This is a genomic window from Microvirga sp., from assembly GCF_014699075.1.
Taxonomy (GTDB): domain Bacteria; phylum Pseudomonadota; class Alphaproteobacteria; order Rhizobiales; family Beijerinckiaceae; genus Microvirga.
In genome coordinates, this window is the sequence record NZ_JACXAB010000078.1 from 1 (window position 1) to 18,091 (window position 18,091).

11 protein-coding genes and 4 pseudogenes are annotated in these 18,091 nt (G+C 56.1%); 7 read left to right on the top strand and 8 right to left on the bottom strand.

What is annotated here, in order from left to right; genetic code table 11:
* Positions 1-10: 10 nt before the first annotated feature.
* Together IC232_RS32745 and IC232_RS32750 are read right to left on the bottom strand one after the other, a co-directional pair.
* Positions 11-541, bottom strand: coding sequence for an IS630 family transposase (locus IC232_RS32745; RefSeq protein WP_246812502.1), 531 nt, complete (start codon positions 539-541; stop codon positions 11-13).
* 12 nt (positions 542-553) lie between these two features.
* The gene (locus tag IC232_RS32750) at positions 554-895 is read right to left on the bottom strand and encodes a helix-turn-helix domain-containing protein (RefSeq protein WP_246812503.1); all 342 of its coding nucleotides are present in this window, start codon (positions 893-895) and stop codon (positions 554-556) included.
* Between IC232_RS32750 and IC232_RS30295 the strand changes: the two genes are divergently transcribed.
* Together IC232_RS30295 and IC232_RS30300 are read left to right on the top strand one after the other, a co-directional pair.
* Positions 894-1,484, top strand: coding sequence for an IS630 family transposase (locus tag IC232_RS30295; RefSeq protein ID WP_281413451.1), 591 nt, complete (start codon positions 894-896; stop codon positions 1,482-1,484). The two genes, IC232_RS32750 and IC232_RS30295, sit on opposite strands and share 2 nt — an antisense overlap.
* A 56-nt stretch (positions 1,485-1,540) precedes the next feature.
* Positions 1,541-2,368: pseudogene (locus tag IC232_RS30300) on the top strand (IS5 family transposase).
* Between the two features lie 111 nt (positions 2,369-2,479).
* Here the strand turns inward: IC232_RS30300 and IC232_RS30305 are convergent.
* A pseudogene (locus tag IC232_RS30305) lies at positions 2,480-2,944 on the bottom strand (transposase); the annotation flags it as partial.
* Positions 2,945-3,738: 794 nt separating this feature from the next.
* Between IC232_RS30305 and IC232_RS30310 the strand changes: the two are divergent.
* The 4 genes and pseudogenes from IC232_RS30310 to IC232_RS30325 form a co-directional block, all read left to right on the top strand.
* Complete coding sequence (locus IC232_RS30310) at positions 3,739-4,818, top strand: trypsin-like peptidase domain-containing protein (RefSeq protein WP_190848658.1); 1,080 nt, start codon at positions 3,739-3,741, stop codon at positions 4,816-4,818.
* A 6-nt stretch (positions 4,819-4,824) separates the two neighbouring features.
* The gene (locus tag IC232_RS30315) at positions 4,825-5,841 is read left to right on the top strand and encodes a hypothetical protein (protein ID WP_190848659.1); all 1,017 of its coding nucleotides are present in this window, start codon (positions 4,825-4,827) and stop codon (positions 5,839-5,841) included.
* Positions 5,838-9,500: a hypothetical protein gene (locus tag IC232_RS30320; protein WP_190848660.1), complete on the top strand. Its 3,663-nt coding sequence runs from the start codon at positions 5,838-5,840 to the stop codon at positions 9,498-9,500. Before IC232_RS30315 ends, IC232_RS30320 begins: the two co-directional genes overlap by 4 nt.
* Before the next feature lie 867 nt (positions 9,501-10,367).
* Positions 10,368-10,709, top strand: a pseudogene (locus IC232_RS30325) (transposase); the annotation flags it as partial.
* On the opposite strand, the gene tnpC reads toward IC232_RS30325, so the two are convergent.
* From tnpC to tnpA, 3 genes are all read right to left on the bottom strand, one after another.
* Complete coding sequence (tnpC, locus tag IC232_RS30330; protein WP_190848661.1) at positions 10,705-12,222, bottom strand: IS66 family transposase; 1,518 nt, start codon at positions 12,220-12,222, stop codon at positions 10,705-10,707. The pseudogene IC232_RS30325 and the gene tnpC overlap by 5 nt on opposite strands.
* 78 nt (positions 12,223-12,300) lie before the next feature.
* Positions 12,301-12,657, bottom strand: a complete 357-nt coding sequence (gene tnpB, locus IC232_RS30335; protein WP_190848662.1) for an IS66 family insertion sequence element accessory protein TnpB — start codon at positions 12,655-12,657, stop codon at positions 12,301-12,303.
* The gene (gene tnpA / locus IC232_RS30340) at positions 12,654-13,043 is read right to left on the bottom strand and encodes an IS66-like element accessory protein TnpA (RefSeq protein ID WP_190848663.1); all 390 of its coding nucleotides are present in this window, start codon (positions 13,041-13,043) and stop codon (positions 12,654-12,656) included. Before tnpA ends, tnpB begins: the two co-directional genes overlap by 4 nt.
* Positions 13,044-13,128: 85 nt before the next feature.
* Here tnpA and IC232_RS30345 point away from each other — a divergent pair.
* Positions 13,129-13,581: pseudogene (locus IC232_RS30345) on the top strand (IS5 family transposase); the annotation flags it as partial.
* A 147-nt stretch (positions 13,582-13,728) separates the two neighbouring features.
* On the opposite strand, the gene IC232_RS30350 reads toward IC232_RS30345, so the two are convergent.
* The gene (locus IC232_RS30350) at positions 13,729-16,518 is read right to left on the bottom strand and encodes a trypsin-like peptidase domain-containing protein (protein ID WP_190848664.1); all 2,790 of its coding nucleotides are present in this window, start codon (positions 16,516-16,518) and stop codon (positions 13,729-13,731) included.
* Positions 16,519-16,991: 473 nt separating this feature from the next.
* A complete protein-coding gene (locus IC232_RS30355; RefSeq protein ID WP_190848665.1) occupies positions 16,992-17,765 on the bottom strand; it encodes a hypothetical protein in 774 nt (257 codons plus the stop codon).
* Positions 17,766-18,091: the final 326 nt, after the last annotated feature.

An 18,091-nucleotide genomic window follows, 5' to 3' on the forward strand; every position in this document is an offset into this window, starting at 1 on the left:
GAATGCGCCTTCACGGGTAGCATTTTAGGTGAGGCAACGAACGCGCTCGGTAACATTTTGCTTGAGGCAATGCGACAGCAAAGGCCTGTTCAATCGGATTGAGATCGGGCGAGTAAGCAGGCAGGAACAGGAACCAGGCGCCTCTTTGCCTCAGACACTGCGCGGCCTTCTCGCTTTTGTGGACCGCGAGGTTGTCGAGGATCACCACATCGCCTGATCTCAGCGTCGGCGCGAGCTGTGTCTCGATGTAAGCCTCGAACGCCAAGCGGGTGATCGGACCATCAATCACCCACGGGGCGCTCAACTTGCTGCACCGCAGCCCGGCGATAAAGGTGTGCGTCTTCCAATGTCCGAAGGGAGCGCTCATGCGCAACCGCTGGCCTTTGCGCGAGCGCCCGCGCAGGCGGGTCATCTTGGTGTTGACGTAGGTCTCGTCCAAGAACACTAAGCGGTGCGGCTCTTGGCGCATGCGGGCCTGACGCTGTGTCTGCCAAACGCTGCGCTCATCCCGCACGTCGGCGCGTGCGCACTCCGCCGCCATCAGGTGTTTTTTCTAGGTGAAGCCGCGCCGGCACAGGAAGCGCGAGACCATCGCGGGAGCAGCCACAATCCCGTGCTCGTCCAGCAGCCTTGCGGCGAGCTCAGGCATGGTGATGGCCGGCCTTGCCTCGACGGTCTGGATCAGGAAGCTCTCATAGGGCACCAGCTTGCCGCGTCCCGGTGGACGGCCCTGACGGGCCGGCGCCGGTGAGCCGGTGTCCCGCGTGCGCCGCACCAGCTTGATGGCGAAGCTCTCGCTGACGTCAAAGTGCTCGGCGGCCGCCCGGCAGGAATGCCCCGCCTCGACAAAGTCGGCGACGCGCACCCGAAGATCGAGAGAATAGCAGTGACCCATGATCCACCTCCCGTTCCAGAGAGTGAATCACAGATCGCACTACGCCAAAACCCAGGAGTCGAATTTCCAGTCCGATGCTCTAGTGTTTCTCGACGAGACCTACGTCAACACCAAGATGACCCGCCTGCGCGGGCGCTCGCGGAAGGGCCAGCGGTTGCGCATGAGCGCACCCTTCGGCCATTGGAAAACTCATACGTTCGTGGCCGGGCTGCGATGCAACGAACTGAGTGCGCCGTGGGTGATCGATGGCCCGATCACTCGTTTGGCGTTCGAGGCTTACATCGAGACGCAACTGGCGCCGACGCTGAGATCAGGCGACGTGGTGATCCTCGACAACCTGACGGTCCACAAGAGCGAGAGAGCGGCGGCATGCCTGAAGCAACGCGGAGCCTGGTTCCTGTTTCTACCGGCTTATTCGCCCGACATGAATCCCATTGAGCACGCCTTCGCCAAGATTAAATCCCACCTGCGCAAGGCCGAGGCCCGAACCTTTGACGCGCTCTGGCGCGCGCTCGGCGACATATGCAATCTCTTCGAGCCACATGAGTGTATGAACTACCTCAGGGCCGCTGGATATCCGTCCGTGTAACCGTCCGATGCTCTAGAGGGTGTCTGGAAATTCGGGTGGTTCCCATCTGAAGGAGCATGACAGCCCTCTGCTATGACACCGACCTGAGCGATGCGGAGTGGGCCATCCTGGCGCCGCTCCTTGCCCTCACATTCCGCCGCGGGCGTCCTCGCAAGCATGACCTGCGTCAGGTGCTGAATGCCATTCTCTACATCCTGCGCGGCGGAGAACCCTGGCGGCGGCTGCCGCACGAGTTTCCGCCTTGGCAGAGCGTGTACGATCATTTCCGGCGATGGCGCCAGCGTGGCACGTGGCGCTCGATCAACGATGCCCTGCGCACCCGAGCCCGGATGCTGGCCGGGCGCAGTCCGGAGCCTCACGCTGCGATCATCGACAGCCAGACCGTCCGCACCAGCGAGGCCGGCGGTGATCGCGGTCATGATGGGGGCAAGCGGATCTCCGGTCGCAAACGGCATCTGGTGGTCGACACGCAAGGACTGATCCTGCACGTGCTGGTGCATCCGGCCGATGTGCATGACCGGCGCGCGGCGGAAGCCGTGTTGGCAGACCTGAGAGGCCGCTATCCGGATGTGGAATGCCTGTTTGCCGACATGGGCTCCCAGGGGCTGGCCACCTGGTTGGAGAAAGAGCTCGGATGGACGCTGCTGATCGTGAAACGACCAAGGCGCTGGGTGCGGGTGCCGGCCGATCAGCCTGCGCCCGAGATGCCGGCTGGGTTTACGGTCCTGCCGCAGCGCTGAATTGTGGAGCGTACCTTCGCGTGGCTGATCCGCAACCGCCGCTTGGCCAAGGATTGGGAGGGCCTACCGGCTACGACTGAGACGTGGATGTATCTCGCGATGAGCCGCCTCATGACCAAAAGGTTAGCCCATGCAGCAGGTTAATTTCCAGACACCCTCTAGCCTTGCGCAGGCTGCCTCGCCTGGCGATGTTCACCGCCCAAGCCTTTAGCCAGGACCACTTCTTCACGCGGGTGAGCATAACCTGCGCTAGCTGACCTTGAGGCCAAAGTTACGCAGCAGGCCGCGGATGTCACTCTCGATCGCGATCGCCTTCTCCTGCATCAGCTTGCGGGCGGTCAGCAAAGCCCGACGCTGCTGGCTTGTGACGGTCTTCACGTGCACCGGCCGGAACAGGTTGACCCGCATCATCTGGGCGATGCCGCGGGCGTCGTTGCGGTCACTCTTGTTCACCTGGGCCTTGAGGAACGCCTTGGTATGCCGGGTCTCGATGCAGACCACCGGCAAGCCTGCTTACGCCAATCCGCTGAACAGCCACTGCGACAGCGGGCCGGCCTCAAGCCCGAGCCGGGCCAGCCGCCAGGCCGGATCCTGGAGCACACGGGCAAGATCCTCAGGATGGATGGGTGCCTTCATCTCACGGCAGATGGAACCCGTCTCGTCCACGATACAGATTAAGGTCTCTTTGAGGGAGACGTCCGGTCCGGCGTAGTGCTTCATGCTGCGCACCCTTTCCTGATGCTTATGAGGGGACACCCTCACGCTATCATCAGCTCGAAGCGCTGCCTTCTAACCATTGCCGTTGCAGATGAGGCTCAAGCCGAATACCCCATCTAAACATTTAGCGTGGCTGGCTGAGCGCCACCCGGATTAAACGGCCGCATCGATTTTATCGTTGAACAGATACACCACGCTCACCGACTGACTATACAGCAGCGACGCCGCAGAGTTACGCTGCTTTCAGCGCCTCTGGCATCAGGTGCATGCAAGGGACTGTGTCGGCATGCTGATGAGCGGCAATTGTGGGGTAGTTCCCGACCCAGCCGAATGGCACAGACAAGGTCGCCGAGAACCTCCACTATCCAATGGTTCAGCACAGTTGCGTTGGCAAGGCTTTGCAAGAGGAATGTCGTTCACTCCCGACAGGACACAACACTGCTGGCCTGCTTTGGATCGGCAAGCCTTAAGGCCGCTTGAGGTAAGTTGGTAGATATGAGACACTTTATCTGCAAATGTGATCAACAATTTCCAATGTATCTTAAGGTCGTCAACAAAGCTGCAAGGAAGAGCCTGATTACAAAAGTTGCAAGTTAGATCAAGCGTATTAGCAACAGCTATGCAGTACGCTCGTTCCTTTGTGAAGGTTCGTCTCCGGGCGGCCTCGCAATAGGTTCTGGTGTGCCATTTTAGAAATACCTCACCTAATCGATCGCAATTCTAAAGTCTCTGCTCGTTTAGCCGGCCAATGCCTCCCAATTATGACGCTTTATGCCCAGTTATTTAAGGAAAAATAAATGGGAACACTAACGGAAAAGCAGAAAAAGGCTCTGAGGGAGGCTCTGTTATATGCGTTTCCGGAGCGAGACATTTACTCCTTATTGCGAAGTACTTTCGGGATAAACCCAAGAGCTGTTATTCAAGTTCCTGGCAGGCTCGATTACGAATTGTTCCAAGTTGTTATGTGGGCGGAAGATAAGGGGCGAACGGAAGACCTGGTATCTCAGGTCATCAAGCGAAAGCCGGCCCTGGCAGAGATACTCAAGCTGGCTGGCTTTGAGACTCAGGCGGTTTACCAGACTAGTCCAGCACCTACGCTCAATATTCCCGCCGCAAGCTCAGCGCATGAATACTTGGAACGTGCGACGTATTCAGGTCAGGGGATTTTTACGCTCGATCCGTTTATTCAACGCTTCTTAGACCTACGTGGGCAGGTCTGCCATATTACGGGATCTAAATCTGGCACTGGCTTTTTAGTCGCTCCTGATCTGGTACTCACGAACTTCCATGTTGTTGAGGTTGAAATTGCCCAAAGCAAAGGTGCTAATATTGCCTGCCGATTTGATTACCTATCGGAGGCGCAGCGCGGTACTGTATTTCGACTGAAGGAGGGAGATTGCCGTAAGTGGTGCCTCGCGTATTCGAGATACTCCTCAGGAGATCTGGGCTCGGGCGGCCAATCTCCTACTCTGCAGCAACTCGACTACGCTCTTCTTAGGCTGAGTGAGCCCGTAGGAGCAATGCTGAGCACTAGTGGGGCGCGGCGAGAGTGGGTCAAACTTCAAGGGACAATGCCGATCCCGAATGCTGAAGCAACTCTTCAAATCATCCAGCATCCGGAAAATAGACCATTGTCGTACAGCGTTGGGAGAAGCCTCGGTGTCACGGCGGAAAAGGTACGTCTGCGCTACACAACTGAGACAAAGATCGGCTCATCCGGATCCCCTGTTTTCAACGCCGAACTCTCACTCGTTGCTCTACACCACGCAGCCGAACCTGGTCCTCGAGATCAGCCCGGAGAGTACAACCAAGGCATACCTATCCAAGTGATAGTGTCCGATCTGATCGAGAAAAAGGTTAATAAATTTTGGGAGTAGAAGCCCATGCCAGAAGATCTAGATCCTATGAGCGGGTCGACGGTAAAAAAACTCATCCTGCTCGGTGAACCCCTTACCCGCGGTCGCGACGAGATCTGCGAGGCCCGAAAAAACACCGAGGAGCAACTCAAACCGATTCTGTCTTCCTCTGGGATAAATGTTGTGTATTGGGATGACGGCTGGGCAGGTAAGCTAGGTCCTTCCGTCAATACAGGTGATGAAGATGCTCTGTTTCTCCAAGTGGTCGATGAGGATGCCGCCGGCATAATTGGGGATCAGCCAGACTTGCTAACTTACCCGCTGAGGCGAAAGTTGGGGCAGGCTGATCTAGGAAAAACGATCCAAGTTGTCGTCTGGAGACACGACGGCGGCGGAACTGCAATGCAAACGGGACAAGCGCCCGAGATTGTCACATTCATATCATGCACGCGAGCAGATCTCCCAAAGCGGATAAAGTCAATATGTAATGCTCAGCGTCAGCCGCCGGTCATTAGTCTAGAGCGATATACGGAGGGTAATAAGCCTATCGGCGACACTCTCGTGGCCATTGTTGCAGCCTCTACAGAGAGGTGCGATCCTCCTATACCGCCTCTGTGGGGCTTTGAGCCAACGAATTCGGCTGATGAAGATATAGATAAATCCCGCTTGGTGATCAATAAGATCCTAAGTACGTACGGCCCGAAAGGTGGGGTTATCGTTGCGATCCACGACTTGAGCCTCAATGCCCCGATGGATGCGCTGGCAGCACTTAACGCAATCCGCTCTCGCATGATGAACTATGAATACTTGCTAAGTGATGAACTTGCTGCTGTTGGGATCAGCCCCGAGCGGATTTTGAAGCTAGCCGTTGTCATGAACATGCGCGAAGTTCTTATCGGCGGTGAATTCCCGGAGAACTATAAAATCGAAGGATGGGAAGTGGTAGGCATGGAGAGAGACAACGAACAGGCTAGGCTGACCAACGACACTGATCGAGCTCTTCTCAAACGTAAGGTTGATGCTCTATTGGATGCGCAAACATGAGCACAGAAGATCCGCAGTTACAATCAGTCCAAGGCATACTGGAGGAGTTTTGCCGGGCTTACATGCTGGAGCGAGAGGTCGAACGCCTAAGGCGCGAACATAAAACGGCGCAACTTCGGAAGATACAAGGGGAACTGCTCTCCCTATTGAAGGATGCAAAGGGTTTTCCAAGACCGCCGCCACGGGCGTACCCTGGCCTGAGAAGTTTCACGTCACGCGAGGCTCACCTGTTTTTTGGGCGTCGGCGCGAGGCATCTGAACTACGCAATCGACTAGCGCGCAGTAACGTCGTTGTCGTGCTGGGGGGATCCGGATCCGGAAAATCCTCATTGGTTTTGGCGGGCGTGTTACCGAGCTTAAATGATATTGGGCAAATAGCTGGTCGTACGGGACGCTGGTATACTGCTACGTTTCGTCCAGGTGACGATCCATGCAAGAACATCACGGAAGCCATTTGGAATGACGTCTGTGTTCCGCTGTTGTCCGCAAGAGGAGGCTCTCAGGCCTTCATTGAGAGCTTCAATGTCGACACGCATCAAATGCTCGTGAACTCGAACGACGAAGCCCTGTCAGACGAAACGCAAAAATCAATCAAACGACGCGTCATCAACGTACTACAGCCCGGCGGGACATTCACGGCAGACGGGTTGTCCCTATTTCTCGAGAAGCTTGATATCATCGACACCCGGTTAGCCGAAGAAAGGCGCACCTTCCGATCTGGGAAGATCAATTTTCTTTTGCTTGCTGACCAGTTCGAAGAGGTATTTCGTGACAGTGTACTTCGGGAAAAAGAGGCCGATCTTAAAGCAATAGTTGACGTACTTACCTACGCGAAAGCTCATCAACAAGGGGCTCTCGTTGTCGTCGCAACTCTTAGATCTGAAGAACTTCATAGGTGTTCGGAGATCGACAAACTGTCAGAGTTGATCAATGAAGGATTCTACCTGATTGGGCGGCCAACGTTTCAAAATCTTACAGAAGCCACGATCAAACCTGGGCGTCAAACCTTGAGGGATTGGGGTGTGCGCCCGCCGCAGGCGATAGAGAATAGTAATCATCCAAGTACATTCCCGTTTTCAGAGGATTTCGTTGCGAAACTAAAAGTCTGGACTGAACGCTTTCAGCACGATCATCGAGAGCAGTCCTTCGATCCAGAAGGAATTCGGCGCCAGCAAGCAGACCTGTTGCCACTCTTTCAACATCTACTGCGAATTATCTGGGGAGTAGCAATCGAGCGTTGGTCGAGTGAGACAGATAAATTACCGACAGTAGAAGTGGCCGATATCGAGCTTTGGCTTAAAAATCGGCGCTCCCGAGTATTAGAGTTGCGGAAATGGATGTACGGACAGACAGTTATTAAAACCGCGCGCAGGACAGATGATCCGGATGATTTGTTGCAATCGGTTTTTGATACGGGCTTCGCCATTACGCTGAGTGACGCGATTCTCGGCGAGGCTGGGCGTCCGGCAAGCAAATGGCCAACTACCGTCACAGAAGACATGTCCCGTCGATATAACCTTATTCGAGCGGCGTTCACGGCACTCGCAACACGCGATGCCAAGGGCAACGACGCGCGCAGGCCATGCTCCGCTTCAGAAATACTGCAGGCATCGAATGTCGGCGCTAATGAAGCTCTGCTCAGAGATGTACTATCATATTTCAAAGATCGCAACTACGTGCGTGGCGGCGAAGGCGAGCAGAAGTATGATGTCACGCATGAGGCGCTGATTAGAAACTCGACCGAGTATCAAATCTGGCTTTCAGAAGCTCAAAAGATATACGCCGCACTGAGAGAATCCAGCGCGGCTCTTCGTGTCGCTGGTGGAAACCATACGCATGACGGAAGTGGAGTGCGATCTTGGATCAGAAACGTTTGGAGTAACTTCTGGCTGAAACCGTTTTCCCAAGCAGCCCAAAGGCTCTCAGGAGATAGATGCCGAGATCTCGGCAAGATCTTCGGCCCAGATGCGGTATTCGAAAGTGGTTGGATTGCGCAGCGTGCCGAGTCCGGCCTTGAAAACAAGGATCCAACCGAAGAACTCAACCGCATTCAAGAGGTTTGGGAGAAGGCATCTAGATGGCGGTTCGACTTCAGTTTAGGAGGAAAGCACCCACAGACCATTGCCGAGCGCTTGACCGCCAAGGTGCTTCGCCTGCTCTGGTCACTCCGTTCGGATCCTCCCGTATCCGGTCGAGCGCTCTGGACTGCGCGCGCAATCATGTCGTCGTTGTTGGTCGGCGCAGCTGCCGTCTCAATCGGTTGGAAAGTTTGGTATACCAGCCAACAAAACCAAGATCTTGATGAAAATCGTGGTGTGTTGCAGGTTTTGGCCGTTACTGGCGATGTTGCTTACCCCCGCCAACAAAAAGATAATGAAAGAGCCCTCCATCACATTAAACTTATTGGCAAGCGTTTGATTGATTTGCTTCCGAAAATTGAAGGCAGCGATGCCAAGCGTGATCTGATGGTGGCCGAGGCCACCTTTGATGGCGCAGTACGGTCCTATTTGAAACAAACGTTCCTTGCCGAAGAGAATACGCAAATCAATACTGCCCAATATGAACTTAGGTGCATAAGATTTAATGGAGGGAATTCGATAGGTGGATACGACAAGATAGTATCACAAGATGGCACTCGGCAATTCATCGTCAATCAGGAAGAGGAGTTGATTCAAGGCAGTCGGAGGCTAAGCCATCGTTTAAAGCCAATGCATCGAAAGGATGGTGGAGATCTGATCAGTGCAGAGCTGATCCCTGAAGAAACCGCAAATCCGTTGTTTGGTCCAACGATTGTCTGTGGAGGTGACAATCTCGACTATCTGTTAGTCTGGAGCCAGTTGCCTTCAGTTTCGTGGCCGTTGATTTACCCTGTGATCTGGTTCGAGCTTGACAATCAAATGTACGCTCGGATTGACGAGCCCTATGGAGTAAGATCGCTTTCACCTAAAGTGTCTGAAATATTAACGAAGATGGGCCGGGCCATTACGGATAACGCACTTACACCTAAAGAAACCAGGGATAATCCTGACCCTCTATATCCTGATTATTTCAAAGTCACATTGATGGCGGGTGGGGCTGATCCCTGGGTGTTGATGCGAGTATCTTCTCGTGATGTTGATCCGTTTGATATCTATTTTGCGCGGAACATAAATTTTTCCATTCCAGTTCCGCCGCCGACTAAAAAACTCCCGTCGTGCAACCCTAATAATAGTCCTGCAGATAAGGGCTTCGACCCTACCAGCATCTGCGGTTCGGGTTCGAACGAAGTGAATAACTTGAGAGTAAAGCTGTATTCGTCAGCGTTTGATCGGGACAGACGTTCTGGTGTCGGCGACGCCCCATGCCTACCAGATGCAACGCTATGTACGCATCGGGTAGTGCTGAGTTACAATCCGACTGCCGCTGTCGACGGCACCCTTGTGGATATCAGTCGAACAGAAATAACTAGGGTGATCGCTCCCTCGATCCGCAGCGCGGGTGTCCTGAACGACTCTCTAATTCTAGAAGACAACACATCTACATTCAGAGCTGTTCCGGTCAACACAACTAAGTTGCTGAGCATCCTTTCGGGACTACCGCCTCACTGGGCTGAAGAAGCTGAGCCGACCACCATCTGCCGACTATTCGCCTGCAAGACCTGGGAAACCGCGAAACAGTAACTTTTTGCGCTGACGCGTTCGAAAAATACAGCCCAGTGAGTCACGTCGTGCAATGGGCATGGCTGGCCGTTCAAGGCCGCCTCACGAAGCTTGTTGTGCTGCGTGAGTTTATGTTGGTAACGACTTCGTTGTTGACGTCAGCAAGGCGTACGCGATGCAGCACGAGGTATCTGTACGTATGGTGCGCCCGGGACAAGCTCAAGATCCTGAGGGAACTGAGCGTAGAGGACGCGAGCTTTTCCAAGGTGGCTCGGTGCCATGAGGTTACCCGCCCTCACCTCCACCAATTGTGGCGGGAAAAGCGCTGCAACGGGCGGTCACCCTTTTATCCGCTATCGAGTTGGAGCCTTCCCAAGTTGTGGGCACCACGAGTGACTCAACCATTGCCACGCCGCTCACAGGACCGTCCCGTTACTAACCGGCGCTGCGCGTGGCTAGCCAAAGGAGCCGTATGCGCATCGAACTAGGAGCCCGAGGGTTGCCCCTGCCGACAGGCGGCTACCTTGCTGGATCGGGTGCAGCGCACTCACAGACCGGCCGTTGAGATGCCTCCCCCATAGCTGTCGCTATGGAGAAAGAGCCCTCCAATGCCGGTGAGGAAGATGGTCGGCAATAGTTGGTGGAAGAAGCTGTGAAAGGCTCTCGATTGGATTGATCCCGGTTTCTTGAGAACGCAGCTCTATTCTACGAAGCTCCTGCAGAGTTCCAGGCGGGTCTCTCCTGCGGGGGATAGGTAACTGGGGTTCATCGTCGGGTTCGCGCACAGCATTCGATGCAGTAAATTCGTTTGTGTCCATACTACGGCCTGTTATGACTTGAACCCTTTGCACCTGGAGGCGTTTTGCTCGTCCTGTTTGAGGAGGAGCCATGCTGACGGACACGCAATGGGCCATGCTGGAGCCTTTGGTGGAACAGTGCCGTCCTAAGGGTAAGACCCCGCCGCAGGATCTGCGTCGGACACTGGATGCCATTCTCTGGCGCCATGAGAATGGTGCCAAGTGGCGCGCTGTGCCGGCTGAACTGGGTCCCTGGTGGCGGGCAGCTCAAACCTTCATCCGCTGTGCACGCCTGGGTGTCTGGGGGCGTCTGCTCCATCTGGTGCAGGAGCGCGGCATCCAGCTCGGAATGACCTTTCTAGACGGCATCAGCGTGCGCGCGCATCAGAAGGCCGCCGGGGCTCGCCGAAAGGGGGTAAGCGGTGTTCTCAGGCCACAGCCTTGAGGTTTGGCGTGGTGGCATAGGCCCACGGCAGCAGATCATCGAGGCGGGTGTTGAGATGGCCGGTAACGATGCGGCTCAGCACATCCGCGAGATAGGCCTGCGGATCCACCCCGCACAGTTTGCAGGTTTCGACCAGCGAGGCGATGATCGCCCAGTGCTCGTCCCCGCGATCCGAGCCGGCAAACAGCGCATTCTTGCGCGTCAGGGCCAAGGGCCGGATCGCCCGCTCGACCACATTGGAGTCGATCTCAATGCGCCCGTCGTCCACGAAGCGGGTCAGCCCCTCCCAGCGCACAAGCGCATAGCGGATCGCCTCGGCCAGCTTGCTCTTCTGGCTGATCACACCGAGTTTGCCGCGCAGCCAGGGCTCGAGGGCTTCCAGCACCGGACGGCTCTTCTGTTGGCGAATCCGGCATCTCTCTGCAGCACTCATGCCGCGGATCTCGCTCTCAATCCGGTAGAGTTCCGCAATGCGCGTGAGCGCTTCGCTGGCAATCGGCGCCGCGCCGGCCACGGCCAGCTCGTAAAAGCGCCGCCGCACGTGTGCCCAGCAGAACGCGAGCGTCACCTGGTTGCCTGCCGCCAGAGCCCGATAGCCGCTGTAGCCGTCGACCTGCAGCACACCGGCAAAGCCCGCCAGATGCTCGATCGGCCGTGCCGCCTTGCGATCCGGCGCATAGACATACGCCACCCCGGGCGGATCCGTGCCGCCCCACGGGCGATCATCCCGGGCATAGGCAAACAGCTGACCCGTCTTAGTCTGGCCGCGGCCGGGATCGAGCACGGGCGCGGTGGTCTCATCGGCAAACAAGCGCGATGAGGTCTTCAGCTGTGCCAGCAGGCGGTCATGCACCGGCCGCAGATGCCAGGCGGCTCGCCCGACCCAATCGGCCAGGGTTGAGCGATCCAGGCTGATGCCTTGCCGGGCATAGATCTGTGCCTGCCGGTAGAGCGGCAGATGATCGGCATACTTGGATACGAGCACTTGGGCGATGAGCGCATCGGTGGGCAGTCCGCCTTCGATCACACGGGCCGGAGCCGGTGCTTGCACCACCGCCTCACAGGCGCGGCAGGCGTATTTGGGCCGGCGCACCACCAGCACACGCAGTTGCGCCGGCACGATGTCGAGCCGCTCGGAGACATCCTCGCCGATGCGGTGCAGGAGGTTGCGGCAGCAGGGGCAGGTCGTATCCTCAACGTCGATGATCGACTCGATCCGCGGCAGATGGGCCGGCAACGCTCCCCGGTTCCGGCGCCGCTGAGCCGCGCCGCTTTTGCGCTCGGCCGGATCCGCCTGCTCGTGTTGGGCGTCCTCGGCAGCCTCATTCTGTTCAGCCTCTTCCAAGCCCAGCAGCAGCTGATCCTCGGGCAGGCTCTCGGCGCGGCGGCCGAAGCGGTGACGCTGCATCGCCTTGATGATCTGCTCCAGGCGTTCAGCGCGGGCCCGCTCGGCCAGGAGCATGGCCTTGAGCAGGTCAGGATCATCAGGGAGGGTTTGCATCGCAGTGGTCACAAGACGAAGTGAATCATGCCTCAGCGATGCCGGCGATAGCTCTTATGGATGGGGCTGACGGCGCAATCAACTCGCCGCCGACGGAGCTATGGTTTGGCGCGCCTCATGCACCCGCCGCCAATCCAAACCTTCGAGCAGAGCGGAGAGTTGAGCGGCTGACAGGTGGATGACTCCGTCCTGCACCTTGGGCCAGCGGAACTCGCCATCCTCCAATCGCTTGGCGACCAGAACCACTCTGGTGCCATCCCAGAACACCAGCTTGATGCGATCCGTGCGCTTAGCCCGGAACACGTACACCGTCCCGGAGAACGGATCGGCTCCCATGGTGTCGCGCACCAGGGCGGCCAATCCGTCAGCCCCTTTGCGGAAGTCGACGGGCTTGGTTGCCACCATCACGCGCACGCTGCCGCTCGGCCCGATCATCGCAGGCTCTTGAGCGCTTGCAGCACGAGGGCCAATGTCGCGCCATCGACCCCTGGCGGCACACGAATGATCGCGCCTTCCACGGCAATCTCGATCACCGCCTCAGGACAGGCTGCAGGCTGCGGCGGGTCAGGGGCGACAACAACAGGGGTAAAGGCCAGCGGAGGATCGCCCGCTTCTCGCCTCGCCTGACGGCGCCAGGTGAACAGGTGCTGGGGCGACATGCCGTGGCGGCGGGCCACTTCGGACACCACCGCGCCCGGCGCCATCGCCTCCTCCAGGATCCGCGCCTTCTCATCCGTCGGCCAGCGCCGCCGCCCGCCGGCTCCTGTGATCACTTCCAGGCGCCGCACGGGTCGGGGCGGCTCAAGCATATGGTCAACCATCGACACAAAACGATCCCCAAGCAGAGATCGTCAGTCTCGCCCCTCAGACATGCGAACGTAAGGTGGGTTCAGAACACCGCTTACGAAAGGGGGCTCTCAAGCTCAACGAGACACTCGTGAAGCACTTGGTCGCTCTCGTGGCGGCTATGGGACCAAGGCTTGCGTGATCGCCGACGCTCTCGGACGCGCCATCACGTTCCGGATCGCGCCCGGCCAAGCGCACGAGCTGCCTGACGCCATTCCGCTGCTCGACAGCCTGCTAGGTGTGCCCGCCTGGGTGGTGGCTGATCGCGGTTATTCCAGTCGCAGCTTCCGCGAGCACATCTGGAGCATCGGTGCGAGGCCGGCGATCCCGGCCAAGGCCAATGAGGCACCGGTCGCCTGTCCAGACTGGATCTACAACAACCGCAATGTCGTCGAGCGGCTCTGGGCTAGACTCAAAGAGTGGCGAGCGGTTGCAACGCGCTACGAGAAGACCGCCTCATCCTTCATGGGCGTGCTCTGCCTCGCCGCAGCAATCGACTGGCTCAAGTACTAACAGGCCGTAGAAAGAGCATCAGCCGCATACTGACTCTCGGAAAATCTGACTAGGAAGCTCATCACAATGATCCCTGATGCTCCTCGATGGCAATATTTGCCTTGAGTTCCGGATCTATTCGCACGACATGCAACTTCCCCCTTGATGCTAATGAATCCGCTCTGAATATAGACACCTCAACGCTCCATTCAGGTCTTCGAAGTACTCGGCTTGTACAGCTTCGGACTCAAGTGTCAGAAGAGCGAACCCGTGCGTATAGAAATCTCCCGATACAGACAGCATCGTTTCTGGAAAAATTTCTGGTAGGCTAGTAGTTGCGCCAAGTGGTTTGTAAGGCTCATCGTTAGCAAACACTGGTATCGCACTATGGCCGACGCAACGACCAAACGGCAGACCAAGATACGGCCGGTAGATGCATAGATTATGCTCATGGCCCCAGAACCACGCCGGGATAGACCTACCGGTTGTCAATAAGCGCTCATACATCGCTTTAAGACGAGGATTGTAGGCACATAGCGTGCCGTCAGACTGACGTCCGCCAATTTGGGAAAACGCGGAAAACAGCTGATGATGTGACAGCAGTATCGTTTTGCCTGGGAACTCTTGGATCCGGTTGCGATGCCACTCTTCTTCAACTTCTTCAACGAAAGTGACAGCGTCTGTGACGGAGAACGGGCTATAGTCATTGCGCCCGGTATCTAGCCCGAGTAGTTGCCAACTCTCATCCGATGCTCGTAGGCAGAAGAAACTCGCTTCTTGTCGTTTCGCGCCTTTGTTCAAGCTCTTAAGCAGGCCATAGTACCCGCCACCGCCGCAGTACATGTCGTGGTTGCCACATAGCGTATAGATTGGCAGGTGGCTGTTTGCGCGATCGAACACCTCATTGACTACATCCTGAAAATTCGCCTGACACTCCTTCTCCGTGCCTGAGTAGTAGATGTCGCCTAAATGCACCACGATGTCAGGATGCTGATCTCTTGCTTGTTCAAGGACGCACCTCGCTGGTTGTGCGCCCGTCCCCCAATCGCCAATGAGAGCAATCCGCGACCCCGCCTCTATCTCTATGACATTGCGCTTCACTTTATCTGGTTTTACGTAGAGCGGCTCACGTCTCGATCCGTTCGGTCCGAAATACTTCACATACTCAGTGATGGTTTGAGCCCACCTTGGATCGCAGGTGCCTCCGGTGATCTGTGCCTCTAGCTGTGCAGCGCCGGCTGTATCTCCAAGAACCTTCGCTTGCATCAGCTGCCAGGCCAATGATGCACATGCTTGCGCCTGGTTCAGGAGGGGCATCTCCTCGTAGGACATCGGCTCTAGACCTAGACCGGCGTTAGGTGCATTGCTGGTTCTGATCTGAGCAATCTTTTCGGCCGCCAAAATCAGGTCCGCTGCGTCAGCTGGATTGTACGGGAGCGGCAAGCTCTCAAGCCCACTAGCCTCCATCGATGACGACGGCTCAGGCGTTCTGCTCGCGAGATCGGCGACAGCGGACTGAAACAATGATGCGAAGTGATCGCGGAACGTCATGGGACCAGCACGCAGGGCTTGCGCATTTCGAACAGGCCTGGTTCGACCCTGTGGTTCATGGGAAGATTGTTCTGCCGCTGTGTCCGTTTGGGTCGAGGGTGCACTCTGAGGCGTCTCACCACTCGAAAGACCTCGTGCTTCACCAACTCGAATGGAAATCTCAATCGGAAGGGTCCAGGTTGAGCTATCGCCAAGTCCTAGTGTTATTTTCGCGGGCTCCGCAGCCTGAACAGATACTATGGGTCCAGCCAATGGATTTGCGGTTGGCGGGCTCTTCGCTTCCGACTTCTTCGTTGCCTCCCCCTCGACATCAGCTTCGCTCCACCACTTGACCCAAGCCCCAGGGTCGGACCTTGGCTTTGACTGGAAATTGACTCCTGCATCGACGACTCGGCTATCGCGCGCGAGCTCGAAGGTGGGAACAGCAAAGTTCGCATCTAGGTAAACCCCAGCAAAATGAAGGCCTAGAATCTCGCCCGTCACCGAGTCAACGACAGCTGAGCCAGAATTCCCTCCGAGGGTCGAGCTGTCATGGGTTACCGCAGAGACCATATTTCGGAAGCTCTCGACTGAGCGCCTTTCTCTTATTTTGCCTGGCTGCAACCGCTTGATGTAGTATATGCCGTTGAACACGGTGTTCTGGATAGCAGCATCGTTTCGCGGATCAAAGGCAGGATACCCAATCACGGCGACGTCGCGATCGTAAAGCTCTACAGGGTCTTTGAGTGACAGTGTCAGAGGTGAAGGAATCTTAGAGGAACTTAAGCTCTCTACCTGAAGAAGCGCCATGTCCCAGTAAGGGTGAACCATCGCGACTTCTTTCACTGCGAGAAAGTGCGCTACGGTGCTGTCCCTCTCGCGAACGAAATCAATTCCAGCTTCATAGCCGGAGAGAAATACTAGATCTCGTATTCCAATCCCTGAGGCAAAGATTTGCGCCACATGCCGGTTGGTCATCAATAGCCCGTCACCGACCACAAAACCCGTTCCGCCGTAGGGTAGGGTTGGATGGTGTGGGAGCTCGATACGTCCAATCGATGGAATGGCGCGCCGAAGTTTTTCTTTGATAGGAGCTTTGTTGAAATGAAGCCACAGATGATGGGTAACGTGATAGTCGCCTCTGATAATATCGATGGCGGGGCGCTTATCAGGAATGATGATCGCTTCCAGGGCAAATCGTTCGTCTGGAGCCATCTCCTCAGAGCGTGAGAGTTTTGTCGCTGCGCGCTCTGCGAGATCAATCTGCTCCTGCGGAAGTGACCGGGCTGGAACAAGCTCTTCCAGTGCGAGGTCTTCTAGGGCTGGTGCGTCTTGTGTGAGTGACTCCAGACCTCCAGATTCACGCCCGTCAGGCGTCAAGATTTTACCAAGGAAACCTTTTGCTTCTTCCGTGTGAAAGTCCGGCATAGTGTAAGTTTCCTCGTGGACCAATGAATGTAGTTCTTGGTTCTACACACTTCCATTATACGCGAGCACATCATTTCCAACTGGCTGCCCAAATGAGGGTAGTGAATTCTATTATGAGGGCGATCGTCTCACGGTACAGTTGGGCTAACGGCCCTATCCCTATGGTGACGCCCGACGCACCCTATGCCTAATTTGGTTTCCAGTATTTTTGAGTATACGTCTGTTTACTCTTCACCTCGAGGAGCACGATAGGATAGAACGCCCTTTGGGGAATCGGTGTCGCTGATGGATGAATCGAAAGCTGCGGGCCTTGAAGGTTCGGATGCTGAGAAAATTATTCGCTGAACCATATCAATCCCTCGCGCTCGCCTCGCGTCTGCTCCAGCACATTCTGATCGGCCGAGATGTACTTATTAGGCTGCGCTACGTCGCTCATGGTACCGCTCCTCTGCCAACTGTATAGACTCCCGGTGCTATTCTAGATCGGGGAGGCTCCGCACATAGTGCGACGCAAAACTCGTGAGCTTCTCCTCAACTGGCTGTCGTACAGCTGTTAGCACGGGTGAGTTGATCGTGAGTTTCCCTGAGGAGTGTTGAATTCGGACCTCGTTGGATCTGAACTTGAAGAACAAAATTTGGGTCAAATTCGCATCGGCCTTGAGAGCGAACGCCATTAAACTGACAAGGAACTGTCCCTGCTCGTCCTGCTCGGCGAGTGTTACCTGGAAACGTGCGGAGCGGGCATGTTGGCTTTCTCGATTGAAGATGGTGATCCAGGGGCTGTTTCGCTCCATCGAGGACAAAGCATTGAGCGTGGTCACTACCACTTCGAGAGCCGCAGTGCCTGGGCCGAGAAGGGTTGTCGCTACAGCCAGAATTGCCTCATGAGCATTGAAGTTTTCACTTGTCTCAACATGCTCAACAAACTGCTTTGTCTGTGCAGCCCAACCAATATTGCTCAGGGTGTCGAAATAGGCCTCATACCATGCAAGGACATTATCTTTGTCGGGTACGTTCCTGTTTGCAACGAGTTGAGCCAACAATGCCGAGTTGACGATGTCGCGACGTCGTTCTTCTGTCACCCCTTGGACAAATGAAACAATATCAGATCCGACGATGGCAGCTTGCGCTTTTGCGGCGTCGAAGTTGAATTCCGCGCGTGCTTCAAGACTTTCGAGCGCGGGAGTGCTTGGCAGCTCGACACGGCTGACAAAGCTGAGAGCGTCTGCAACGGCAATGCTAGTCATTTTAGGAACCCTGTTACACGGCCATTCAAGCGGACGAGTGCGGGCTAGCGAGAGCGAGGAGCGTCAAAAACAAACTTCTGAGCAGAGGTTAGCGTAACGCGGAATGCATCTTCTTATTATCGCAGAAATACGTCACGTTACCTATTGAGAGTCAATTGGATATCCGAATTACTACCTAAGACCCTTACTGTCCGGCTTTGTTGTAGTAGTGCCTGGCGAGATCAAAGGAATGGTGGTGTTCTCTTGGTCTTGTCATGTCTGGATGGCGCCCGTTTGGCAATGTGATTGTTGTTGACGTTTCGGCCTAGCGGGGCGGGTGCAGTCAT